Raw genomic sequence first — 23,866 nt, forward strand, 5'->3', positions numbered from 1 at the left:
CGTACACTGTACCCGGACTCATGCGTACGGCGTACGCGGCGCGGGAGAGGAAGTTCGGAATGACGGACCTGGAGGCGGTGCGGACCGCACCGGGCACGGTGGCCTCGCGCCGCGCCTGGCTGGGCCTCGCGGTATTGCTGCTGCCGGTGCTGCTGGTGTCGATGGACATCTCGGTACTGTTCCTCGCGCTGCCGACCCTCACCGTCGACCTGGACCCTTCGGCGGACCAGCAACTATGGATTCTCGACATCTATGGGTTCCTGATCGCGGGTCTGTTGATCACCATGGGCAACCTCGGTGACCGGATCGGCCGGCGCAACATCCTCCTCGCGGGAGCCACCGTCTTCGGGATAGCGTCGGTGATCGCGGCGTTCGCGCCGAGCGCGGGTGTTCTCATCGCGGCGCGGGCGCTGATGGGCATCGGCGGCGCGACCCTTCTGCCGTCCAGCCTGGCGCTGATCTCCAGCCTGTTTTCCGATGCCCGCGAGCGGGCCGCCGCGATCGGCGTCTGGACGGCGTTCTTCGCGGGGGGCTCGGCCGTCGGGCCGATTATCGGTGGTGTGCTACTGCATCAGTTCTGGTGGGGTTCGGTGTTTCTCATCAACATTCCGGTGCTGCTGATCCTGCTCGCGTTCGGTCCGTTCGTACTGCCGGAGCATCGGGGAGGCGTGCTCGGTCCGCTGGATCTGCCGAGCGTCATACTGTCCATCGGCGGCATTCTCCCGATGGTGTACGGCATCAAGCACGCCGCGACCGAGGGGATCGATGCGCAGGCGACCATCATCGCGCTGATCGGCGCGGTGATCCTGGCCGTGTTCGTCCGCAGGCAGCGCCGGCTCGACGAACCGCTGCTGGATCTGCGGCTGTTCGGCCGGGCCCAGTTCTCGGTGGCCATCGGTTCCAGCCTGGCCGGCATGATGTCGCTGGCAGGCATGAGCTACCTCACCAGTATCTATCTGCAATCGGTGACCGGGCGCGAGCCGCTGGCCGCGGCGTTGCTGGGCATTCCGATGGCGGCCGCGGTGTTCGTCTGTTCGATGAGCGGTGCGCGGGTCGGCCACCGGCTCGGCGCGCGCACCACATTCGTGTTCGCGCTGCTCGCCTCGGCGGTCGGCAACCTGATGCTGCTCGGCGTCGGTGTGCAGGGCGGTCTCTGGTGGTATCTGACCGGGTCCACGGTCGCGGGCATCGGTTACGGCCTCGCCTTCACGCTGGTGTCGGACGTCGCGGTGTCATCGGTGCCGCCCGCGCGGGCCGGGTCGGCCGTCGGTATTTCCGAGACGAGCTTCGAGCTGGGCAACGCGCTGGGGCTCGCGCTGCTCGGTTCGCTTGCGGCGCTGATCTTCCGTTCCGGCGGCGACTACGCAGCCACGCTCGGCGAAACCATCCAGCATGCCAACGGCAATGCGGCGTTGATCGAGTCCGCGCGTGCATCATTTGTCAGCGGAATGCATATCGCGGTGGCGGTCGGCGCGACGGTGCTCGTGGCTATGGCGCTGATCGCACGGTTCGCCTCGCCCGCGAAGCGGTGAGCGGCTGCAGGCCTGGACCGACCCGACGCGCGAGGCCGCGCAGTCATCTACTGTAGCTTCCGTCGCTGACCCGCCGGAACGTCCGCGAAACTCCCGCGACACCTGTGCGACACGCCGGGACATAGGATCGACGAGTGCGGGAATCCGGAACGACAAGTCTGGCGACATTGCTCGCGCTCGCCGACTCGAGACTGCCGATCGGCGGGCACGTGCACTCCGGCGGCGTCGAGGAGGCCGTCGCATCCGGTCTGGTCCGCGACGTCGCGTCCGTCGAGCTGTATCTGCGCCGCAGGATCCGGAGCTCCGGGTTGGTCGCGGCGTCGATGGCCGCGGCGGTGTGCGCGGGCGAACTCGATCCGGTGCGCGCCGAGGCCGAGACCGACGCGCGGACACCCGCGCCCGGTGCGCGGACCGCATCCCGCGCACAGGGCCGCGGCCTGCTGCGCCTCGCTAAACAGCTGTGGTCCCGACCGGATTGGTCGGTGCTGGGCGCCACACCGCACCTGTCCACCGTCTTCGGCGTAGTCGGCGCGACCTGTGCGGTGTCGCCGAGGGAGACGGCGGGTGTCGTCGTCTACACCACGCTCACCGGTGCGGCGACCGCCGCTCAGCGCTTGCTTGCCCTGGACCCCGCCGCGGTCGCCGCATGCACGATTCGTCTCGCCGACCTGTGTGACCGTACCGCTGAGCAGGCGGCGAGTGGTCTCGCCGCGGTGTCCGATCCGCTGCAGGACGCGCTCGCCCAGCGCCACCTGCAACGCGAAATGCCGCTGTTCGCCAGCTGAAGCCTCGGGAAGAAGGAGATCGCGCAATGCCCCCGCACCTGATCGACGGTGAGCCGCACGACCATATCCACGATCGGCCCAAGCGGGCACGCACACCCGGCGAGGCGCTGCGCATCGGCATCGGTGGCCCGGTCGGGTCGGGCAAGACCGCGCTGGTGGCCGCGCTGTGCAGGCAGCTGCGCGACGAGCTGTCGCTGGCGGTACTGACCAACGACATCTACACCACCGAGGACGCCGACTTCCTGCGCCGCCACGCGGTGCTGCCGGACGAACGCATCACCGCTGTGCAGACCGGCGGCTGCCCCCACACCGCTATTCGCGACGACATCACCGCGAACCTGGACGCCATCGACGACCTGGTCGCGGCTAACCCCCCGCTGGACCTGATCCTGGTCGAATCCGGCGGCGACAACCTCACCGCGACCTTCTCATCCGGACTGATCGACGTGCAGATTTTCGTCGTCGACGTGGCGGGCGGTGACAAGGTCCCGCGCAAAGGCGGCCCCGGGGTGACATTTTCGGATCTGCTGGTGATCAACAAGACCGACCTGGCCCCGCTGGTCGGCGCCGATCTCGGCGTGATGGAGCGGGACGCAGCGCGGGTGCGCGATGGCCGCCCGACCGCGCTCATCTCGCTCACCGAAGACCCAGCCGCCATCCCGGTACTTTCCTGGGTGCGCCAGCAGTTGCGCACGGCAGCCGAGCAGGACCGCGCGGCGGGCACTGAATCCTCAGTTGCGCACTGAGCTACGGATAGTCGCGACCAACGCGACCCTCCCGGAGATCCATGCGAGCGGCGGACTGTCGGCTCGCCGTACCGGCCCGCACATGGTGCATCTGATCGGCACCGCCGCCACGCCGCTGGGTGGTGATCAGCTCGATATCACCATTGCGGTCGGACCGGGCGCCGAGCTTGTGGTGCGTTCGGTCGCGGCGACCATCGCACTACCGAGCGTGGCGACTCCGTTGTCGATCGGTCGCTGGCACTTCGAGATCGGCAGCGGGGGCACACTGGATATCGATCCCGAGCCGATGATCGTCGCGGGCGGTGCGCGGCACCACACCGTCACCACGATCCGGCTGGCCTCCGATGCCCGGTTGCGGATGCGCGAACGAATTCAGATCGGCCGCGCCGGCGAGGACGACGGTTGGTGGCAGGGAGAGCTGATCGCCGACCTCGACGCCACGCCGTTGCTGCGCCATCGCCTGGAACTGGGTGCGGGCACGCCGGCAGACGATGCGCTGGCGGCCCCGCGCGCACTGGAGAGCGAACTCGTCTACCCCGACAAGCGCCCGGTGGCGACAACAGGATTGACGCAGACTCGGCTGCCGCTCGCGGCCGGCGGCAGCTTGTTCACTCGCACCGGGTCGCTGCTCACTGTCACCGGATGACGCGGAGGGGATCGGTGTCGACCCGCCGTTGGCGCCGCGCTCTGATGGCGCCCCGACATTCCGAAGTCGGCCTCGCGAGTCGTAATGAGCGGCTGGTGTGCCGAATTCGTCCAGCTACGGTGTAATCCGGACGGGGGAGAAAAGTGGTGGGAACCCGACAATGTCGTCGGGTTCCCACCCTTCTCGGTCATTCCTCGAGCGCACCGTCTGATGACTCGCTGATGGCACGCGGTGGCGCGCTGAGAGAGTGCACCGCACCGACGGCCGCACCGACGCCCGCCCCGATGGCCGCGATGGGGACGGCGATGACAGCCGCGCCGTAAGCGATGCTTATGGGAATGGCGGCGAGGCCGATCGGCGCGAACGGCAGGCCGATGGCTGTGCCGATCACGCCCCCGACGGCTGCCGAAAACAGCGCGAAAGGGCTCGCTATCGCCGCGCCTGTCGCCGCGCCTGTCGCCGCGGCGCCGACGGTCTCGCTTGCGATCCTGTCAGACCTGCTGCGTTCCATTCCGATCGAGTCGAGGAATGTCGCCATATTGGCCTCGGCTACCGCTGCGCCGTCGTTGATCTGGATGGCTTGTTCGCGATAGAGCTGCGATTCCGGCGCGTCGACCACCACGTCACCGAAGCGGAACTTGCCGGGCGGCGGCGCGATCGGCGGAACCGGGGCGACCGGAACGGGCCCGTGTAGGGGGCCGAGGGGCGCCAGGTACTTTCTGTCCGGTATCGGCCGCGCCCACTGCAGTGAACTCAGCGTGCCCTCCGGGATCTGCCGTCCCAAGTACGGATGCACATTCGGCTCTTCGGCGGCAGGCCACTGCGCCGACTCGTCGGTCTGGCCGGTCTGGGGGTCGGTCTGGCCGGTCTGGGGGGCGGTGGGGTCGGTCTGGGGGTCGGCTTGCGGGTCGGTGGGGTTGGTCTGGGGGTCGGCTTGCGGGTCGGTCTGGTCGGGCTGGGTCACCGGCGGGGTGGGCCGAGCGGGCTCGGCGTTCGCAGTGCCGGTTCCCACCAGCAGCGCCAGTGGAACTGCTACCGCCACGACCATCGAGCTCATTCTCTGTCGCTGTGGGTCGTGAACTCTGTGCTTGCCTGTGCCCATCGATCACCTTTCATACGGAAAGAGACTTTCGACGCCGACATTCGTACCTGCTGGCCACGCGGATTGGTTGTCTCTCGGTGACACAACAGCGCGAGCATAGCTGAAGAGTTGCTATTAGGTGGCTTCTTGGGCAAGCTTCCGTCTCGACGCCGAAGCCGCCCGGATCGGGCCGCTCGACGGGCCGGGACGGCAACCTGTGACGTGGAGCCCGGAAAGGGCCGACCGGAAAGGGCCCACGAGGAGACCACGAAGGTTCGCCGGATGGGTGCAAACGGGCGTCAGCCCGCCTTCGCGTCCCTGGTGGCTTTGTCCACTGCGACCCGGCTGTTGCTGGCGGCACCGAGCGTGGCGGCGAGTTCTTCGGCGTCCTCGTCGTCGCCGGTGCTGATGGCTTCCAAGGCGAGCCGCGCGAATACCCACTGCTCGGTGGCGGCCATCTGTCCGCGAGTGCGCCCGAGGAAGGTGACGAACCACTGGATGACGGTGATGATCCGGCTGCGGTAGCCGACCAGGTAGTACAGGTGCAGCCCGAGCCAGGCCAGCCATGCGAGGAAACCGCCGAACTCCAGCTTGCCCACCTGGCATACAGCGCTGAACCGCGAGACGGTGGCCATGCTGCCCTTGTTGAAGTACTTGAACGGCTTACGTTCCGCCTGGCCGTTCAGCCCCGCTTTGATCTGCTTGGCGGCGTAGGTCGCGCCCTGAATGGCGCCCTGCGCCTGGCCCGGCACATTCGGTACCGACATCAGGTCGCCGACGACGAAGACGTTCGGGTGGCCCTTGACGGTCAGATCCGGCTCGACCACGACCCGGCCCGCCCGGTCGACATCGGTGCCGTCGGACTGTTCCGCGATCATCCTGCCCAGCGGGCTGGCCTGCACGCCGGCCGACCACACTTTGCACGCCGACTCGATGCGGCGCACCGTGCCGTCGGAGTCCTTGACTGTGACCCCGAATGCGTCGACATCGATCACCATGGCGTTGAGCTGGATCTCCACGCCCATCTTCGCCAGCCGCCGTTCGGCCTTGCCGCCGAGCTTCGGCCCCATCGGTCCGAGTACGGCGCCCGCGCCCTCGAGCAGCACGACACGCGCATCGCGCGGATCGATGTTGTGGAAAGTGCCCTCCAGCGTGCGGTCGGCGAGTTCGGCGATCTGCCCGGCCAGCTCGACGCCGGTGGGGCCCGCGCCGACGATGACGAAGGTCAGCAGCCGGTCGCGCTGCTCCTGGGTGGTGGCCAGCTCGGCCTGTTCGAACGCGCCGAGAATACGCCCGCGTAGCTCGAGTGCGTCATCGATGGTCTTCATGCCGGGGGCGTACGTGGCGAACCGGTCGTTGCCGAAGTAGGACTGCTGCGCGCCGGTCGCCACGATCAGGCTGTCGAACGGGGTGACGGTGTCCTGGTCCAGCAGCCGCGAGGTGACGATCTTCTTCTGCAGGTCGATGCCGGTGACCTCGCCGAGCAGCACCTGCGCGTTCTTCTGCTTGCGCAGGACGAGCCGGGTGGCGGGCGCGATCTCGCCGGTCGACAGGATTCCGGTGGCGACCTGATAGAGCAGCGGCTGGAACAGGTGGGTGGAGGTTTTGGAGATCAGGGTGACATCGACGTCGGCGCGCTTGAGGTGCTTGGTGCCGAACAGGCCGCCGAAGCCCGAACCGATCACCACCACCCGGTGACGGTTCTCGACAGTCTGAGTGCTCATCGTCCTGCTCCTCGATGGACCGGGGGTTCGTCCCCGGCAACGGTTTCTGACACGCCCAACCGTAGTCGGCGCGCCCTCCACCGTCACGACGAGATCCCGGTCCTGGCATGTCGCAGTGCGACATCTCACCGCTGCCGGGCGATTGCGGCGAGGCATGTCGCGCGAACCGACCGAGCGAATGCGCGAAGAAGAATACGATGGAAATCGTCGCTGAGGAGGTTTGCCATGGTCGCCGGGGACCGTGTGGTCGGCCGAAAGCCCAGCGTGCAGTCCGAATCCGAGAATCAAGCGCTGATCGAGGTCCCGCATAGGCACTTGATCGACCGCGCCCTCGGGTTGCTGCCGGAACGGCACCAGGTGCTGGCCACTCCACCGCAGGGCAGCGCGATCGCCCCGGTCCAGGGCGACGCGGGGTTGCCATATCTGGGCCGGGCGTTGCACTACATGCGCTGGGGTCCAGCCGAGATGATGGAGCGCTATCGCCGATACGGTCCGGTCTCGTTGAACACCTCGCTCGGCGTCGATCGGGTGTTGGTCGCCGGTCCGGACGCGATCGACGAGGTGCTGGGCCGCAGGCGCCGCGATTTCGGGCAGGGCTGGGACTACTTCATCGGCCCGTTCTTCCGCCGCGGATTGCTGTTGCTGGAATTCGACGAACACAAATTCCACCGCAGGATCATGCAACAGGCCTTCACCAGAGACCGGCTGGAGGCGCATCTCGCCGCGCTGACCCCGGTGGTGCGCGCGAGTATCGGACGGTGGGTTCCTCAGGGGCGCAACGCGGAACGCACCGTGGGCCTGTATCCCATGATCAAGGAGCTCACCCTCGATATCGCGGGAGAGAGCTTCATGGGCGTCGACGTCGGTGCACGGCGCAAACAGCTCATCGATGCTTTCGTCGACTGCACCCACGCCGGGCTTGCCATCATCCGGCACTCGGTGCCGGGCGGCAACTGGCGGGCCGGGCTGCGCGGCCGCAAGGTACTCGAGGAGTACTTCACCGCGATGCTGCCGGAGAAGCGCCGCACTGTGTCGCCGGACTTCTTCTCCGGGCTGTGTCATGCGCGTAGCGAGGACGGCGGTGTCTTCGGCGACGCCGACGTGGTGAACCACATGATCTTCCTGATCATGGCCGCGCACGACACCACGACCACGACTGCCACCGCGGTCGCCTACTACCTGGGCAAACATCCCGAGTGGCAGGAACGGGTGCGCGCCGAGGTCCGTGCGATGGACGACCGGGTCCGCAACGCGCCGCCGACCATCGCGGACCTGGAGGGTCTGCGCGATCTGGATCTGGTGGTCAAGGAGAGCCTGCGGCTGATGCCGCCGGTTCCCGGGTTCTCGCGCCGCGCTGTGCGTGACACCGAGATCGCGGGCCACTACATTCCGGCGGGCGCCCCGGTCGATGTGGCCTACCAGGTCAATCACCTGTTGCCTCAGCTGTGGACGCGGCCGGAGGTATTCGATCCCGAGCGGTTCGGCGAGCAGCGGCGCGAGGACAAGTCGCACCGTCTGGCCTGGCTACCGTTCGGCGCGGGCGCGCACAAGTGCATCGGGATGCACTTCGGCACATTCGAGGTGAAGACGGTGACCGCCGCACTGGTGCGCGAGTACGAGTGGTCCATCCGGGAGAAATATCGAATGCCCTGGGGATTCACCACGATCCCCTTCCCGAGGGACGGTGCGCCGATGACGCTGCGCAGGCGCTCGGCCGACTGACGGGAGAGCGCACCACCCCGGCGGACGCTGCGCGTCAGCGTCCGGAGAAGAGCAGCTGGGCGACCTTGGTGTCGGTGTCGGCGCCCTCTGCGTAGCCGCCCGTGTCACCCAGCGAGTTCATCACGGCCAGGGTGTAGCGCTCCCCCGGCCCTGCGAAGCCGACCGAGTTCACGACCCAGCCACCCTGCTCGGCGGACCAGCCGTTCTTCAGGCCAGGACGCATCTGCTCACCCGCGCCCCACACGCCCCAGTGCTGATTGGAGTCCACCGCACGCATCCGGTCGACCAGGTAGTTGCGGTCGTCGGGGTGCATCTGGTTGAGGATGTGGTCCATCAGCCGATCCAGGTCGGCGGCGGTGCACTTCTGGAACGACCAGTCCGGGAACAGGGCGGTGTTGGTCGGCTGCGGCTCCAGCGTGGACATCCCGTTGGCGCGGAACGCGTTGTTGAACGCCATACGGTCGATGCCCGCGTACTTGACCCACAACCGGTCCGCGGCGCCGTCGTTGGAGGTGGCCAGCATTGATTCCAGCAGCCCGCGGTCGTCCGGCGACAGGGTGATCGCCCCGAGGCGTGCGCGGTTCAGCAGATCCGCGGCGATCGCGAGTTTGATCGTGGACGCGGTCCAGACCGCGTTCTCCGCATTGCCGTTGGCGTAGACCCCGCCGGAGACCCGGTCGCGCACGACGTAGCCGGTGATGCCGGGACGGCTGCTCAGGTAGGCGTCGACGCTGGCGATGCGGCTGCTCATATCGCAGTCGAAACCGGGCAGGCACGCCTGCGTATGCGCGAGCGGCGCCGCGCCCGCGGTCGGGAGCATGGCGGGCACGCTCGGAACGAGAATCGCCGCGGCGGCGAGGACACAGGCTGAGGCGGCGACGCGGGGAATGGCCCGGGTGGCGGGGATCGGGTAACGCACGAGGGACCACGATCGCACATCCCGGCTCCGGACGCACGTCTTGAGCTCGGTCACAGGTTGTGCTAGCGCTGGTTGCACACTTGTGCCGCAGTGGGTTTCGGCCATGGGTATGGTCAGCGGAAAGCGGCGCGCAGCTCTTCGACGGTGCGTCCGTTGAGGCGGTAGCAGTGCTCGAACGCCTCGGTGTGCCGGTCGCGGGGCCAGGAATGAAGGATGACGGTGCGACCGTAGTGGCGGGAGTTGACGAGCTCCCAGCAGTCACCGATCCGGCGGACCGTGAACCCACCTCTCGGAACCAGGGGAATCACCATCGCATCCATGAACGCGAACCAGCCTTTCGGTGCAGCTCTCTCGTTCCTCCCCGGTTCAGCACTGTTGCACATCAGGCCCGCGGATCCTGCGTGACACGGCGGACGAATCCGTTCTCGTGTGGTCTATTTCACTTCGGTCCGCCAGGGGTGATGCAGTTGCGCGTCGGTCGCTGGGCGTATAAACGTGCACGAAGCCCGAGGGGCCGCGCCATCCCCGAGTAATTAGGGAGCCGCGAACTTCCAGCGCAGTCCGACACATCGACCGAGAGGGCGCAGATGCCGCTGCACATCCACCGTGCCGAGCGCGCCGACGTCCTTGCCGAGGCGCTCGCCGGTGCGCTGACGACGCCGCAGGCGGACCCGTTCGCGGCCGAGGTGGTGGCGGTGCCCGCGAAAGGTGTGGAGCGATGGCTGACGCAGACGCTGTCGGCGGTGCTCGGGGCCGCCCACGCGGCGGACGGTATCTGTGCGAATATTGCCTTCCCGTCCCCGGCCGCGCTGGTCTCGGAAGTACTCGCCGCGGCGAGTGGGGTACGCCCCGCTGATGATCCGTGGGCGCACGAGCGGGTGGTGTGGAGCCTGATGCGGGTGATCGACGCTTCGCTGTCCGAACCGTGGTGCGCCGTACTGGCCAGGCATCTCGGCGCGCAGGACGCCTCGGCTCGCGATCACCGCCTCGGCAGGCGGTACGCCACCGCGGCTCACCTGGGCGCGCTGTTCGACAGCTACGGCTCGCAGCGTCCGGAGCTGCTCACCGCATGGGCGGCGGGCCTGGATGCCGATGGCGCGGGCGGAGAGGTGCCCGACGACCTGCGCTGGCAGCCGATGCTGTGGCGCAAGCTGCGCGCCGAGATCGGGGCGCCGAGTCCGGCCGAGCGACTGGATGCCGCTTGCGCGCGGCTGCGCGCGGAACCGGGTCTGGTGACGCTGCCGCCCCGACTGTCACTGTTCGGCGTGACCCGGCTACCCAGCGACCAGCTCGCGGTGCTGTCAGCGCTGGCGGGGGGCCGCGAGATCCATCTCTGGTTGGCGCATCCGAGCCCGGCCATGTGGTCGCGCCTGGACCGGACGTCCGCGGTGCGGAAGCGCGCCGACGATCGCACCGCGACAGCGGTGGCGCATCCGCTGCTTGCGGGACTGGCCCGCGACGTCCGGGAACTCCAGCAGCGGTTGGCCGAACTCGCCGCAACGGGCACCGATACATACCATCCCTCGAAGGAAGGCACTCCTCGTTCGGCGGAAGTTGGTGCGCTGGACGAGGATTCGCTGCCCACGACATTGCTGCGCGCGTTACAGGTCGGGATCCGGGATGATTGCCGGCCGTCGACGGCCGGCAAGGTCGGCGCCGACGGCACCGTGCAGGTGCACGCGTGTCACGGTCCCGCGCGGCAGGTCGAGGTGTTGCGGGACTGCCTGCTCGGACTGTTCGCCGCCGACGAGACTCTGGAGCCGCGAGATGTGCTCGTCATGTGTCCCGAGGTGGAGGCATACGCGCCGCTGGTGCGGGCCGCGTTCGGGCAGCGCATGCCGGGACCGTCCGAGTGGCAAGACGATTCAGAGCACCCGGCGCATCGGCTGCGGGTGCGCCTGGCCGATCGCGGACGCGGCGTGACCAACCCGCTGCTCGCGGTGATCGGCGTCCTGCTCGAGCTGGCCGACGGCCGAGTGACCGTCACCCAGGTGCTCGACCTCGCAGCCGCCGAAACAGTCCGGCGCCGTTGCGGATTCGATGACGAGGACATCGAGCGGCTGCGCGAGTGGGCGGCCGAATCGGGCGCGCGGTGGGGGATCGGGCAGCGCCAGCGGCAGGCGTTCGGGTTGGCCGACTTCGCTCAGAACACACTCAACAGCGCGGTGGATCGGATCTTGCTCGGCGTCACGGCGGGCGAAACCTCCGACGACTGGCTGGATCTCGTGCTTCCGCTGGACGACGTGGACAGCAACGACGTCGACCTGGCCGGACGCTTCGCCGAGTTCATCGATCGGCTGGCTGTGTGCCTGCGCGACCTGCGTGGTCCCCGCCCGGCGCACGAGTGGGCCGCGGTGCTCGGCCGCGCGCTCGACCTGCTGACGGATGTGGCGGACGCCCAGGCCTGGGTGCGTACGGAGGCCAGGCAGGAGATCGCCGCCGCCACCGACCACGCGGGCGAGGTGCCGTTGCGGCTGGCCGATGTCGCGGTGCTGCTGCGCTCGCGGCTGGCGGCGCGGCCGGCCCGGGCCAACTTCCGTACCGGCGAGCTGACCGTGTGCACGATGGTACCGATGCGGTCGGTGCCGCACCGGGTGGTGGTGCTGCTCGGACTGGACGACGACGTGTTCCCGCGCGCGGGCGGTGTCGTCGGCGACGACGTGCTCGCCCGGGAACCGCTGCTCGGGGAGCGGGATCCGCGCAGCGAGGACCGGCAACTGCTGCTGGATGCGGTCCTCGCGGCGCGCGACACGCTGCTGGTGCTCCACACCGGCGCGGACCCGGTCAGCGGTGCACACCGCCCGCCCGCGATCCCGGTCGCCGAGCTGCTGGACGCGCTGCGGGCCCATGTGGGCGCCGCGGCGATGAGCGCGGTCGTCACCCGGCATCCGTTGCAGCCGTTCGACCTTCGCAATTTCCGTGCCGAGCGGCCGTTCAGCTTCGACACCGTGGCGCTGGCCGCTGCGCACGCGGCCGACCGGCCCGCGCAAGCGCGCCCCCCATTCCTCGCGACACCGCTGCCCGCGCCGGAGGCGGCGGATGTCGCACTGGCCGATCTGATCGCTTTCGTCGAGCATCCGGTGCGCGCGTTCCTCTGGCAGCGGCTCGGCCTGCGGGTCCCTGAGCACGAGGAGGACATCGCCGACCGGCTGCCCATCGAACTCGACGGCTTGGCGAAGTGGGAGCTGGGCGAGCGCCTCCTAGCGGCCCGTCTGACCGGCGCCGATCCGGCCGGGTTGCGCGCGGCGGAGTGGCGGCGCGGTACGCTGCCGCCCTTCGGCTTCGGCGCCGCCGTTCTCGACGAGGTCGAGCACACCGTAGACCGGCTGGTCCGCGCCTCGCAGGCCGACTACGCGGGTACTCCGCGAGCCGTGGACGTGGTGGTGGATCTGGGCAACGGCCGCAGGCTCACCGGCACTGTGCCCGAGGTGCGCGGTGACACCCTGGTCCGTACAACCTTCTCCCGCCTGGCCCCGAAACATCGCATCGGTGCGTGGGTTTCGCTTCTCGCCCTCACCGTCACCGAGGATCGGTCCTGGCGTGCGGTGAGCACCGGCCGCGGCCGATTCGGCCGCCCGACATGGCGTTGCGAGCTCACCGCACCCGATGCGCCCGTAGCCAGGGAGATCCTGCGGGAGCTTGTCACCATGCGTGAACTGGGACTGACCGAGCCGCTGCCCATCGCGCCCGCCGCCACCGCGGTCTATGCCGAACGCCGCTTCCGTGGCGCGAGCATCCACGACGCCGTTGCCGCGGCCGTACGCGAATTCGACGGCGGCCCCAACGGTCCCGGCCCGTTCGGCGATCACACCGACCGCCACCTGCGCTACGTGTGGGGTCCGGATCCGCGCCTCGACGACCTGATGGCCGCGCCCGCTCCCGTGGGGGAGCCCGGCGAGGCCACCCGCTTCGGCGCGCTGGCACGACGGATGTGGGCTCCGCTGCTCGGCGCGGAAAGCCAGGGGCAGCCGTGAACGGCCACGGCGCGGTCCGTGACCATCCGTTCGGCACGGCCCGGCCTGCCGAACTCGCCGCGCCCGGATTCGACTCCACCGATCCGTTCCAGCTGTATGGTCCGCTGCCGACGGGAACGACCGTGCTGGAGGCCAGCGCGGGCACCGGCAAGACGCACGCCATCGTGGGTCTGGCCGTACGGTACGTCGCCGAAGCCGGCATCGACGTGTCGCAGCTGCTGCTTGTGACGTTCAGCCGGGCGGCGACACAGGAGCTGCGGGAACGCACGCGTGACCGGTTCGTCGCCGTCGCGGCGGGGCTGACGGATCCGGACTCGGCGCGAGCACACGCCGACGACTTGGTTCGATATCTGGCGCGAGCCGACGACGACGAGGTGCGGCTGCGGCGGCGCCGGTTGCTGACAGCGCTTTCGGATTTCGACGCGGGCACCATCGCCACCACCCACAGCTTCTGCCAGCGCATGCTCGACGAACTAGGTCTCGCGGGAGAACACGATCCCGGCTCTCGGCTGGTGGAGACCGTGGACGATCTCGTCGGCACTGTCGCCGACGATCTGTACCTCAACCGCTACGCCCGCGCCGAACCGCGGTTCTCTCTGAAAGAGGCGCGCACCCTGGCTTTGGCGGCGGTGCGGGACCGGCACGCGGTGCTCGTTCCGGACGACGAGTCCGCGGCGGGTGAGCGGGTGGCATTCGCGCGCGCGGTGCGCGCGGAGACCGAGCGTCGCAAACGACTGGCCGGCCTGCGCGACTTCGACGACCTGCTGGTCTTGCTGCACGACGTGCTCGCCGATCCCGAGCACGGCCCGCGCGCTTGCCGCCGCATCCGCGCGCGGTACCGAGTCGCCCTCGTCGACGAGTTCCAGGACACCGACCCGCTGCAGTGGGACATCCTGCGCAGGTCCTTCCATGGGCACGCCACTCTGGTGCTGGTCGGCGACCCGAAGCAGGCGATCTACGCTTTCCGCGGCGCCGAGGTACTCAGCTACCTGGACGCGGTCGCGCACGCCGACACTCGTATGGAACTCACCACCAACTGGCGCAGTGACGCAGGGCTGCTTGCCGCGCTGGACCACCTGCACGGCGGCGCGGCTTTGGGACACCCGGAGATCACTGTGCACCCGGTCGCCGCGACCAGGCCGTGGTCGCGTCTGTCCGGCCCCGGGGAGCTGACCACCCCGATGCGGGTGCGGTGCCTGCCGCGGACCGGCGCGGGTCCGCTGAACAAGTCCGGCTTCCCGACAGTGGGCAGGATGCGGGCCGAGGTTGCCGCCGATCTGGCCGCCGACATCGTCCGCCTACTCGAATCCGGTGTCCTGCTCGACGCGAAAGCTGAACCTGTTGTCGCCGCCGATGCCAGCGGGCTCCGGACGCCCGGCCCCGCGGTGCGCACGCCGGTAGGGCCCGGCGATATCGCGGTCCTGGTGCGGACCCGGTCACAGGTCGATGTGGTGCGCGCCGCGCTGGACCGGGTCGGTGTCGCTTCCGTGCTCGCCGGCGGCACCAGCGTCTTCGCGACCAGCGGCGCGACCGACTGGCTATGGCTGCTGCGGGCGCTGGAACAGCCGCACCGCGGCGACCGGGTGCGGCTTGCCGCGTGCACGCCGCTGCTCGGTGTCACGGCGGCCGAGATCGACAGTGGTGGCGCCGACCTGGTCGGTCGGATCAGCGCACAACTGCGAGACGCGGCGCGGTTGTTCGCCCGTGCGGGTTTCGCCGCCGTCTTCGAGAAGCTCTCCGCCGAAGCGCGTCTCGCGCAGCGGCTGCTCGCCATCGAGAACGGGGAACGCCAGCTCACCGACCTGCGCCACCTCGCGCAGCTGCTCGATCAGGTCGCGGTCACCGAGGGACTCGGGCTGACCGCGCTGACCAGGTGGCTGGCCGACCGGGTGCGTGATCCCGCCTCCGGCGCCGTGGCCGATCGCAGTCGCAGGCTCGACCGCGACGCCGCTGCCGTGCAGATCGCGACCGTGCACGCCAGTAAAGGGCTCGAGTTCCCCGTCGTCTATGTGCCTTTCGCATGGGACAGCGCGAAGAACCCGTATCCGGCGACGCTGCTGTTCCACGCCGACGATGGTGCGCGCGTACTCGACGTGGGTGGTCCGGACGCCCCGGGATACGCCGAACGCAAAGGGCGCTGCGAATCCGAGGAGGCGGGGGAGGAGCTTCGGCTGCTGTACGTCGCGCTGACCAGGGCCATGTGCCAGATCGTCGCCTGGTGGGCGCCCGCGATCAGCACAGCGGCCTCTCCGCTGCACCGGATGGTGTTCGGGCGGCCAGAGGGCGGCGCCGCGGTGCCTGCCCGCGCCGCGGTCCCGGCGGATACCGTTGCGGCGTCAACCCTTTCGGCATGGGCGGCGAGCGCGCCGGAGGCGATCGCGGTCACGGCGGTGGCCGGTGCCGACGATGTCGCGATCCGGCGAGTTCGCACCGAGCCCGCAACCGGCGAGCTGGCGGTCGCCCGGTTCGACCGAGCCTTGGACCAGCAGTGGCGGCGCACCTCGTATTCGGCACTGACCGCCTCCGCGCACGGACCCGCCGCGCCGGAGGTCGACAGCGAACCCGAGGAAGCCATAGGCGTCGCCGATGAGCCCACCGGCACCCCGCTGGTCGCCGAATCCAAGCCTGAGCAGGCGGGCATCGCCTCGTTGATGAACGCGCTGCCGTATGGCGCGGAGTTCGGCACCCTCGTGCACGGCGTGCTGGAGCGCATCGACACCGACACCGCGGACCTCGACACCGAGGTGCGCGACCGGTGCCGCGAGGCCGTGACCGAACTGATGGCCGAGGCGGACCCGGAGCTGCTCGCCACTGCGCTGCTCGCCGTGCTGCGCACTCCGCTCGATCGCGGCTGTCTCGCTGACATTCCCTGCCGCGACCGGCTCAACGAGCTGGAGTTCGAACTGCCGCTGGCGGGCGGCGACCGGCCCGGCGGCGCCGCGGCGACGCTGCGGCGGATCGCCGACCTGGTGCGCGCCCACTTGCCGCCGGACGACGACCTGTTCGAATACGCGGACCATCTGGCGGCGCTGGAGGACATTCCGCTGCGCGGGTATCTGACCGGCAGCATCGACGCCGTCCTGCGCGTCACGGACGGCACGGACCCGCGCTTCGTCATCGTCGACTACAAGACCAATCGGCTCGGCACCGGAGACCTCACCGTCGCGCACTACACCCGCGATCGCATGGCCGGCGAGATGCTGCGGTCCCACTATCCGCTGCAGGCGCTGTTGTATTCCGTTGCCCTGCATCGGTATCTGCGCTGGCGACTGCCAGGCTACGACCCGGCCCGCCACCTCGGCGGCGCGCGATACCTGTTCGTGCGCGGCATGATCGGCCCGCGAACGCCCGCGGGTTGTGGTGTCTTCGACTGGAACCCGCCCGTCGATTTGATCGTCGCGCTGTCGGCGTTGCTGGCAGGAGAGGACGGGCGATGACCTCGATTCAGCTGGCGCAGCGGGGAACCGGGCTGTTGCGCACGTTCAACGAGGCTGGCGTGTTGTCGGCCGCCGACGTGCATGTCGCGCTCAGGTTGGGCAGGTTGGGCGGGGAGCCGTCCGAGCAGGTGCTGTTCGTCGCGGCGCTGGCCGTGCGCGCGGTGCGGTCCGGGTCGGTGTGCCTCGAGCTGCATCGGATGCGGGAGATCGGCGTCGACGCCGACGAAACCTGGGACGCTGGAATCGATCCGGCGACGCTGCCGTGGCCGGACATCGCCGCGGTGGTGGCCGCGCTGCGGGTCAGCCCGCTGGTGCGCGGCGGACCGGCGGGGCCGCTGCGGCCGTTGCGACTGGTCGAATCGCAAAGCGCGGACGATTCCGGGCCACTGCTCTACCTGGATCGTTATTACCAACAGGAGCAGACCATCCGTCGGGTGCTCACCGAACGGTCCGGCAATCATCCGGTGGTCGATCAGGAGATCGTGCGCCGCGAACTGGACCGTTTGTTCGAGACGCCGACCGGTGCGACGCTCGACCGCCAGCGTCTGGCGGCCGCGCTGGCCGCGACGCATTGGACCACCGTGGTCGCGGGGGGTCCCGGCACCGGCAAGACCCACACCATCGCGCGGATCATCGCGTTGCTGGACGCACATCGCAAGGCCACCCCGAAGTTGCCTGCCCTGCGCATCGCGCTGGCCGCCCCGACCGGCAAGGCGGCGGCTCGACTGCAGGAATCCGTGCGTGAGCAGGCCGAATCGCTCGGGCTGCCCGAGCTCACCGCCGCCACCCTGCACCGGCTGCTCGGTTGGCAGCGCGGTCGCACCACCCGGTTCAAGCACCACGAGTTCAACCGGCTGCCGTACGACGTGATCGTCGTGGACGAGACATCGATGGTTTCGCTGACCATGATGAGCAGGCTGCTGGCCGCGCTGCGCCCCGACACCCGACTGGTCCTGGTCGGCGACCCGGACCAGCTCGCCTCGGTCGACGCGGGCGCGGTGCTCGCCGACCTGGTCGCCGGACCTGTCGCGGGCGCCCGGAACCCGGTGCTCGACGAGGTCATCGGCCTGGAATCGGCTACGCCCGAAGCTCATCCGGAAGGATTGACCGCGCTGGAGCGGATCCGTCTGCGTGGCGGCATCGTCCGGTTGACCCGCGGACGAAGGTTCGGCGGCCGGATCGCGGATCTCGCCGTCGCCGTACGGGCCGGCGACGCCGACACCGCGCTCGGACTGTTGCGTGCGGGCGGTACCGAACTGTCGCTGAGCGCGTCCGACGACATGGCCGCGGTCCGTGCCGACGTCGCGCGGGCCGCTCACGCGGTCACGGCCGCGGCGCTCGACGGGGACGCAGCCGGCGCGCTCACCGCCCTCGAATCGCACCGGTTGCTGTGTGCCCACCGGCAGGGCCCCTTCGGCGTCGAACGCTGGGACGGAATGGCCGCCGAGTGGGCCGCCGCCGCGGGAGCGGGGCCCGACTCGCATCAGGCGCCGTGGTATCCCGGCCAGCCGTTGCTGGTCACCGCGAACGATCACGAGGCCCGCATCTACAACGGCGACACCGGCGTCGTCGTTCGGATGCCTGACGGTTCGCTCCGTGCGGCACTGCAACGCGGCAGTGAACCATACCTGGTCCACCCCACGCAGTTTCCCGCGGTGGTGACAGTGTTCGCGATGACCATCCACCGCAGCCAGGGCAGCCAGTACGACACCGTCTCGGTCGTGCTGCCAGAGCCTGAATCGACCTTGCTCACCAGGGAACTGCTCTACACCGCGATCACCCGTGCCCGCCGCCATGTGCGGATCATCGGGACCGACGATTCGGTCCGTGCGGGCATCGCGCGTCGAGTGCTGCGCGCCAGTGGACTGTCGCGCCGGGATGGGGGACCGGGCGCTCGATGACGGAAGCACCTTCGCGATGCTGTTGCTCGCCACGATGCCCGCGCGCCCGCCCGGGTCCCCAATCCCATCGAAGCCGCGACGCCGTGCTCGTCACCCGGATCAGCCCGGGATGCTCGCCGTCCCCGCGCAGCTGGACGCTGCCGCGTGACAGATCGACGAGTACTTGCAGGCGCCGGAACGCATTTCGATTTTCGCTGAATCCGCGGCTGTCGGCAGAACACGTCGCTGATTCCGAGGCGTCGGCCTGGTTTATTGCCCGGCCGAGGCGAAGAGCAGATGGCTGCACCGATTCGGCAATTCTCTATGCTCAGAGGTACATTCGTCTTGTCAACCATTGAGCGATCGGTTGGTAGGCGCGAATACCCCCGAACGAGCCCCGAACCGACACGAATCGGTCCGGGGCTCGATTGGTATGTGCGACCCTGCATTCCACGACCGATCGCCAACGCACGCCTCGCAGTGGTGTTGTTCCTGAAATGCGTGACCCGCCCGGCATTGTTACGTCGTCCGGGCGGGTCACCTCCCCGCTACCGAGCGGACGCCGCCACGTCCGAGCGCGCAGCGATCGTACGCAATTGCGAGAACGTGTGCGACGGCGGGAGAATGAGATCAGCGAGCCCTGCAACCGGAGATATGCGCGGATCACGGAGATACATCGGGGAAAGGTGAGGTGATCCCGTGGTTTCGTCGGGCAGCGCACCACCTCGGCAACAATGGCCGCACGATATCGACATTGCCGAGGTGAGCTGGGTGAACTCGTATACTGCTGCCAGGGCGGGAATTCGGGTCAGCTCGCCTCGTCGAGCCGCACTTTCACCATGACACGGCCGCGTTCGTCGCGTCGTGCCACGGCATGTCCGCGCCGATCGGCACCATTCAAATGCAGCGTGATCGGACCGCCCTCATCGAGGAAGTTTCGCCACCAGCTCTTTGTGTCCGGCAGGGCGACTCCGATGAGGAGCTCGTTGCCCTTTCGCCGGTAGTTCACGGGCGTGCTGAATGTCCGCCCGGACCGCCGCCCCACATACGTGATTACCACGAACCCCTTGCCCATCAAAGGCCCGAGCACCGGAACCTCGAGGAGGGCGACCACCCCGGTATTGAATCCTCGCGCGACGCGCCCCAGCCCCGTTTTCAGCCCCACGATATTCTCCTGGTCAGCAAGCGGAAGTATCCGAACACGACCACCCTAGCCCGCCGCAGCGGTAGCCCGCCTCGGTCTCGGTGTCAGCCTCGGTCGACTGCGCAGTGACTGACGCTCGGCTCGCGCGCCATCCTGCTCGGCGTGAGCGCGCATAGTTCGAGGGTGAGTACGGCGTGACATCAATTTCGCGGCGCGGCATCAGTCGGGAGTCGAAAGGCGATGCCAGTGGAAGCGGCCGCGCCCCGTTGCGCGCCGTGCCACGCAATGGTCGGGTTCGGCCTGCACCGGACGAGACCTCAGCTGAATCGGACAATCGAGAGCAGCCCGGCGACCAGGCAGTAAACCGCGAACGGCAGCAGCGTGCGGGTGTGGAAGTATCGCTCCAGGAACCGCACTGCCAGCCACGACGACACCCCGGAGACGATGGCGCCGACCAGCACCGGTCCTCGGATGCCGTCGGTCTTCGGCCCGACCAGTTCCGGTATTTCCAGTACCCCCGCGCCCAGGATCGCCGGAGTGGCAAGCAGGAAGGCGAATTTGGCGGCGTGCTCGCGTTCGAGACCACGCCACAAACCGCCGACCATGGTCAGACCCGCCCGGCTGAAGCCGGTCAGCAGCGCGCCGACTTGGGCGAACCCGATGCCGATGGCATCCACGGCCCCGAGGGCGGCCAGTGGCCGGTCGGATTGGCGGCCCGTTTCGGCTTCGGCGCGGAGAACGCATTCGCGTGCCTCCCGTCGGGCGAACCGTCGCCCGTATTCCGCCAGTGACGGCTCGTTGCGTCGGCGCAGTCCCTCACCGACGATCAGCACGACACCGTTCAGGGTCAGGAAAATGCTGGCGTATGTCGGCGCCGCGAACAGCGCGTGCAGCGGATGTTCCAGCAACGGCCCGAGCACACCGACCGGGACGGTGGCGATCACGATCAGCCACGCGAGCCGCTGGGGAACAGTGTCGAGGCGCCTGGTCCGCAGCGTGGTGATGAAACCGGCGCCGATGGCACACCAGTCGCGCCAGTAGTAGCCGAGCAGCGCCATTGCCGTCGCCACATGCAACGCGACCACGAACGCCAGATACGGTGTGCCCGTGATGGACTCGCTCTGGACGGCCAACTTCCTCCAATCGTCGCCGAGCCATGCGGCAACCAACACGGAGTGCCCGAGGCTCGAGATCGGGAAAAGTTCGGTGACACCCTGCACCGCGCCGATGACAGCCGCTTGAAAGTAGGTGAGCATCGTGACGAGTCTCGCATGCGCGCAACGGAAACACCGAAGGGCCCTTTCGCGACCAGGTCTGCCCGAACGCCTTTTCCCTCATTGACTTTCGTCGAATTCACCCGGTGCGTGGTGCCTCGGTTCGAACTGATGACTTGCCATGCCGCATCAGTTCACGCCAGAGTGGCGGACTGCCCTACGAGCTTGTTGCTCGTAGTCCACAGGTCGGTTGCCTTCTTTCGGTCGTAGGAGTCCGCAGAGGACGCGATTCGGCGTCGACCGGAGAAGTAGCCGCCGGTGATTCCTTCGAGCTCAGGGTCCAGGATGAGTCGTGCCAGCGCTGTTGCGGAGCGGCGTGGTGTGTGTATGTTCAGGCCGGGGACCACGGTGAGGCTGGGGAGCAGGTTTCGCCAAGCCCATCCTTGGATGCCGTGATAGTCCCGACCCAGGCCGGTGCCGGGCATCAAGCCGGGATCGAAGGCGTTGCTCGTGATCGCTGGATACGGTCCGGTATCGAGTTGCCGGGCGAGTTCGTAGGCGGTGAGGACGTTGCAAAGTTTGGACGTGGTATATCGGCGTCGCCCCGACGGGCCGGTGCCCTCGGGGTCAGTCGCAGTCGGATGGGCAAGGTCGGCCGCTGTGGTGTACGCGGGTGCGGGCATGCCGGTAGGTTTGGTGGGATCATGGGTATCACTCGCGACAAACACCACCCGACCGGGCGTGGCCATTCGCGGTAATAGCCTGCGCACGAGCAGCAGGTGTGCGAGGTGGTTGACAGCGAATGTCTCTTCGAAACCGTCGACAGTCGATCTTGTGCCGGACACGATTTGAATTCCGGCATTACAGACAATCGCATGCAGTGGTGGCAGCCCGTTCGTCGAGAATTTGTCGGCGAATTCGCGAACGGTCTCGAGCGAGGCGAGGTCGAGTTGCAGACCGATGGCGTCGGATCCGAGTCGGCGAGCAGTGTCTTCGACCGTCGCGGCATTACGGCCGGTAATGACCACGCACCAGCCTCGATCAGCCCGAAGGATTGCTTCGGCGGCGCGGTAGCCCAAACTGCCGGTGCCGCCGGTGATCAGTACGGTGCGTGCGGTCATCGGCTCTCCTGTGCTGATACGGTTTTCGCTTTCCGTGCGCGGTCGAGTGCGGCGGGCGCCAGGGCGAGCAGTGCCGTCAGGAGGTCGCTGTACATCTGGTGTAGGTCGACCTCGTCGGGTTCGAGTTGGCTGGCGAAAAAACAACCGTCGGAAAAGGCGACCGCGAACCGCGCCAACTCGACTGCCGCATCGCATGCGATCTCTGGTGCGGCAAGATCGCCGAGCAAACCAGCGATGCCCTCGGAGAAGTAATTCTTGGCGCGCTCACGCACCCGCCGAACGAAATCACCCGCAACCTCGTCCGCGCCGGCCTCCAGCGCCAGGAGGTAGAACAGGCGCAGGAAAAGCGGATGCTCGCCGACGGCCGCGGCGCCAAGTCGCTGGACTGTCGCCGCACGCTGCTGATGATCGCCGGTCAGCTCACTCCAGCGCGGCAAGGCGGCGAACCAGCGGGCAGCGCCACGTTCCATTACCGACGCCAGTAACCCTTCTTTGCTGCCAAAGTGCCAGTACAACGAAGTCGGCGCCACACCGGCTGCCTTGCAGATGGCCGACACAGGCGTGCCCGCATAGCCTTTCTCGCTCATCAGCTGTTCCGCTACATCGAGTAGCTGGTCTCTGGACTGCACACCACTCCGGCCTGACGGTGCGGCGGAACTTCTAGACATACCGCCAATGTAGTGATCGTTACATACAGAGTCAACGCCGCACTTGGTCCAACGGCATGAACTATCGGGAAGACGACCTCAGGCAGTATTCGCTGCAAGTCGAGATCGCGGCCCGATGCACATTCTGCTGCACCGAGTTCGTGGCGCTGCCGTCGTATCCATCACGCTGATGTTCCTGGCGATGTTCGGCTTCTACCTGTTCATGAGCTACTACATGCAGACCGTCCTGGCGCCCACCCGAGTTGACCGCGATCGCCCGGCGACCTTGCCGGTCTCGGCCCTGGGTGGGCATCTTCCGCGGAGGTCGACGCCGAAAGCGCTGGCCGGAACCGCATACCGCCGGCATCGCGTCTTCCTCGCTGCCGAATCCGACGTCGGCGGCGCGCGCCGACACCGGCGAAATCGTCACGCTCACCGCGGGATTCCTGGTCTCGTGCTCCGGCTGCTATCGCTAGGGAGAGGGCTGGCCAACCGAGTTCGCCGTATCGAGCGGTTCGCCGGGCCGATCGTGCATCCCCAGTTCTCGCCGGAGGATCTCGACTGTGCAGGCAAGGTCGAGCGCGTGGCGATCCGAGCTGGTCCGAACGAGGGACTAGGCCTCGGTGTCCAACGTGGAGCGCGCCGTGGCGATCCGTTCGATGACATTCGCGGCGTGCTCGTCGAAACGTTTTCGCGGGACGGCTATCTCGCCGTCCAACCACGGTGGGTAGAGGTAGGCCAGGGCGCCGAAGATGGCACTGGCGTTGAGCGCGTTGTCGAACTCGTCGGGCACCGAGTCGCTCGCACCGATGATCAGTGCGATCGGCGCGGTGAACAGTCCGATGAGCTCGTGGGCGTGCGGCATCAGCACCGGCGTGGCCTGAGATTCCACGAACATGATCCGGCCGCGGCGGCGGTCCTCGACCAGGTAGTCGGTGAAGACGCCGACCATGTGGCGGAACATCGCGTCGCGTTCGACCGGCGCATGGGATAGCTCCTCGAGCAGCCGGTCGCGTGCGCCGAGGACCACGGTGTCGAGCACGGTGGTCAGCAGCGCGTCCAGGTTCGGAAAGCTCTCGTAGAAATAGCGCTCTGTCAGCCCGGCCTGCCTGCACACGCCGCGCATCGAGGTCTCCGCGGCGCCGACCGTGGCCATCAACTCCATGCACGCTTCGATCAACTGTTCCCGCCGGGCAGCGACCCGATCGGCGGGCGAGCGTCCGCGCCAGTGACGCATACCCGGAACCGATCCGTCCGCTTCGACCATGGCGTCATCCTCTCATAGCTACTGAAT

The 23,866-nt window shown here is 68.4% G+C and carries 17 protein-coding genes; 8 read left to right on the forward strand and 9 right to left on the reverse strand.

Annotated elements, in window-relative coordinates; translation table 11 throughout:
* The first annotated feature begins 59 nt into the window (after nucleotides 1-59).
* From AB0H00_RS06395 to AB0H00_RS06410, 4 genes are all read left to right on the forward strand, one after another.
* Nucleotides 60-1,532 carry an MFS transporter gene (locus tag AB0H00_RS06395; RefSeq protein WP_357261696.1) on the forward strand — a complete coding sequence of 491 codons (1,473 nt, stop codon included), beginning with the start codon at nucleotides 60-62 and terminating at the stop codon, nucleotides 1,530-1,532.
* Nucleotides 1,533-1,666: 134 nt separating this feature from the next.
* Entirely contained in the window at nucleotides 1,667-2,317 is a 651-nt protein-coding gene (locus AB0H00_RS06400; RefSeq protein ID WP_357261699.1) for an urease accessory UreF family protein, read from the forward strand.
* Between the two features lie 26 nt (nucleotides 2,318-2,343).
* Entirely contained in the window at nucleotides 2,344-3,063 is a 720-nt protein-coding gene (gene ureG, locus AB0H00_RS06405) for an urease accessory protein UreG (RefSeq protein WP_357261703.1), read from the forward strand.
* Nucleotides 3,053-3,709, forward strand: a complete 657-nt coding sequence (locus tag AB0H00_RS06410) for an urease accessory protein UreD (protein ID WP_357261706.1) — start codon at nucleotides 3,053-3,055, stop codon at nucleotides 3,707-3,709. Before ureG ends, AB0H00_RS06410 begins: the two co-directional genes overlap by 11 nt.
* A gap of 187 nt (nucleotides 3,710-3,896) precedes the next feature.
* On the opposite strand, the gene AB0H00_RS06415 is transcribed toward AB0H00_RS06410, so the two are convergent.
* Complete coding sequence (locus AB0H00_RS06415) at nucleotides 3,897-4,766, reverse strand: hypothetical protein (protein ID WP_357261709.1); 870 nt, start codon at nucleotides 4,764-4,766, stop codon at nucleotides 3,897-3,899.
* 323 nt (nucleotides 4,767-5,089) lie between these two features.
* Nucleotides 5,090-6,514 (reverse strand): NAD(P)/FAD-dependent oxidoreductase, encoded by a 1,425-nt coding sequence (locus AB0H00_RS06420; protein ID WP_357261712.1) that lies wholly within the window; start codon nucleotides 6,512-6,514, stop codon nucleotides 5,090-5,092.
* Between the two features lie 225 nt (nucleotides 6,515-6,739).
* Here AB0H00_RS06420 and AB0H00_RS06425 point away from each other — a divergent pair, with 225 nt between their 5' ends.
* A complete protein-coding gene (locus AB0H00_RS06425) occupies nucleotides 6,740-8,236 on the forward strand; it encodes a cytochrome P450 (RefSeq protein WP_357261715.1) in 1,497 nt (498 codons plus the stop codon).
* 34 nt (nucleotides 8,237-8,270) lie between these two features.
* On the opposite strand, the gene AB0H00_RS06430 is transcribed toward AB0H00_RS06425, so the two are convergent.
* Nucleotides 8,271-9,155 carry a tat pathway signal sequence gene (locus AB0H00_RS06430; RefSeq protein WP_357261718.1) on the reverse strand — a complete coding sequence of 295 codons (885 nt, stop codon included), beginning with the start codon at nucleotides 9,153-9,155 and terminating at the stop codon, nucleotides 8,271-8,273.
* A 113-nt stretch (nucleotides 9,156-9,268) separates the two neighbouring features.
* On the reverse strand, nucleotides 9,269-9,466 hold the full coding sequence (locus tag AB0H00_RS06435; RefSeq protein ID WP_357261721.1) for a hypothetical protein: 198 nt from the start codon (nucleotides 9,464-9,466) through the stop codon (nucleotides 9,269-9,271).
* Nucleotides 9,467-9,742: 276 nt separating this feature from the next.
* Between AB0H00_RS06435 and recC the strand changes: the two genes are divergently transcribed.
* The 3 genes from recC to recD all read left to right on the forward strand — a co-directional run bounded on the left by recC (nucleotide 9,743) and on the right by recD (nucleotide 18,467).
* Nucleotides 9,743-13,129 carry an exodeoxyribonuclease V subunit gamma gene (gene recC / locus AB0H00_RS06440; RefSeq protein ID WP_357261724.1) on the forward strand — a complete coding sequence of 1,129 codons (3,387 nt, stop codon included), beginning with the start codon at nucleotides 9,743-9,745 and terminating at the stop codon, nucleotides 13,127-13,129.
* A 92-nt stretch (nucleotides 13,130-13,221) separates the two neighbouring features.
* A complete protein-coding gene (locus AB0H00_RS06445; protein WP_357262426.1) occupies nucleotides 13,222-16,566 on the forward strand; it encodes a UvrD-helicase domain-containing protein in 3,345 nt (1,114 codons plus the stop codon).
* Nucleotides 16,563-18,467, forward strand: coding sequence for an exodeoxyribonuclease V subunit alpha (recD, locus tag AB0H00_RS06450; protein ID WP_357261727.1), 1,905 nt, complete (start codon nucleotides 16,563-16,565; stop codon nucleotides 18,465-18,467). The genes AB0H00_RS06445 and recD overlap by 4 nt, the downstream gene beginning before the upstream one ends.
* Before the next feature lie 787 nt (nucleotides 18,468-19,254).
* On the opposite strand, the gene AB0H00_RS06455 is transcribed toward recD, so the two are convergent.
* The 5 genes from AB0H00_RS06455 to AB0H00_RS06475 form a co-directional block, all read right to left on the reverse strand.
* Nucleotides 19,255-19,611 carry a nitroreductase/quinone reductase family protein gene (locus AB0H00_RS06455; RefSeq protein WP_357261730.1) on the reverse strand — a complete coding sequence of 119 codons (357 nt, stop codon included), beginning with the start codon at nucleotides 19,609-19,611 and terminating at the stop codon, nucleotides 19,255-19,257.
* A gap of 296 nt (nucleotides 19,612-19,907) precedes the next feature.
* Entirely contained in the window at nucleotides 19,908-20,846 is a 939-nt protein-coding gene (locus tag AB0H00_RS06460) for an undecaprenyl-diphosphate phosphatase (protein ID WP_357261733.1), read from the reverse strand.
* Between the two features lie 152 nt (nucleotides 20,847-20,998).
* Complete coding sequence (locus AB0H00_RS06465) at nucleotides 20,999-21,925, reverse strand: SDR family NAD(P)-dependent oxidoreductase (protein WP_357261735.1); 927 nt, start codon at nucleotides 21,923-21,925, stop codon at nucleotides 20,999-21,001.
* Nucleotides 21,922-22,593, reverse strand: a complete 672-nt coding sequence (locus tag AB0H00_RS06470) for a TetR/AcrR family transcriptional regulator (protein ID WP_357261738.1) — start codon at nucleotides 22,591-22,593, stop codon at nucleotides 21,922-21,924. The genes AB0H00_RS06465 and AB0H00_RS06470 overlap by 4 nt, the downstream gene beginning before the upstream one ends.
* A gap of 592 nt (nucleotides 22,594-23,185) precedes the next feature.
* Nucleotides 23,186-23,839, reverse strand: coding sequence for a TetR/AcrR family transcriptional regulator (locus tag AB0H00_RS06475; RefSeq protein WP_357261741.1), 654 nt, complete (start codon nucleotides 23,837-23,839; stop codon nucleotides 23,186-23,188).
* Nucleotides 23,840-23,866 lie beyond the last annotated feature (27 nt).

Source organism: Nocardia sp. NPDC023852, assembly GCF_040639505.1.
GTDB lineage: Bacteria > Actinomycetota > Actinomycetes > Mycobacteriales > Mycobacteriaceae > Nocardia.

Excerpts from the sequence above, each read along its gene's own strand:
- AB0H00_RS06475 (WP_357261741.1), bottom strand. The coding sequence starts at position 23,839 with ATGGTCGAAGCGGACGGATCGGTTCCGGGTATGCGTCACTGGCGCGGA.
- AB0H00_RS06435 (WP_357261721.1), bottom strand. The coding sequence starts at position 9,466 with ATGGTGATTCCCCTGGTTCCGAGAGGTGGGTTCACGGTCCGCCGGATC.
- ureG (WP_357261703.1), top strand. The coding sequence starts at position 2,344 with ATGCCCCCGCACCTGATCGACGGTGAGCCGCACGACCATATCCACGAT.
- AB0H00_RS06425 (WP_357261715.1), top strand. The coding sequence starts at position 6,740 with ATGGTCGCCGGGGACCGTGTGGTCGGCCGAAAGCCCAGCGTGCAGTCC.
- AB0H00_RS06395 (WP_357261696.1), top strand. The coding sequence starts at position 60 with ATGACGGACCTGGAGGCGGTGCGGACCGCACCGGGCACGGTGGCCTCG.
- AB0H00_RS06460 (WP_357261733.1), bottom strand. The coding sequence starts at position 20,846 with ATGCTCACCTACTTTCAAGCGGCTGTCATCGGCGCGGTGCAGGGTGTC.
- AB0H00_RS06470 (WP_357261738.1), bottom strand. The coding sequence starts at position 22,593 with ATGTCTAGAAGTTCCGCCGCACCGTCAGGCCGGAGTGGTGTGCAGTCC.
- AB0H00_RS06415 (WP_357261709.1), bottom strand. The coding sequence starts at position 4,766 with ATGAGCTCGATGGTCGTGGCGGTAGCAGTTCCACTGGCGCTGCTGGTG.
- AB0H00_RS06465 (WP_357261735.1), bottom strand. The coding sequence starts at position 21,925 with ATGACCGCACGCACCGTACTGATCACCGGCGGCACCGGCAGTTTGGGC.
- recC (WP_357261724.1), top strand. The coding sequence starts at position 9,743 with ATGCCGCTGCACATCCACCGTGCCGAGCGCGCCGACGTCCTTGCCGAG.
- recD (WP_357261727.1), top strand. The coding sequence starts at position 16,563 with ATGACCTCGATTCAGCTGGCGCAGCGGGGAACCGGGCTGTTGCGCACG.
- AB0H00_RS06420 (WP_357261712.1), bottom strand. The coding sequence starts at position 6,514 with ATGAGCACTCAGACTGTCGAGAACCGTCACCGGGTGGTGGTGATCGGT.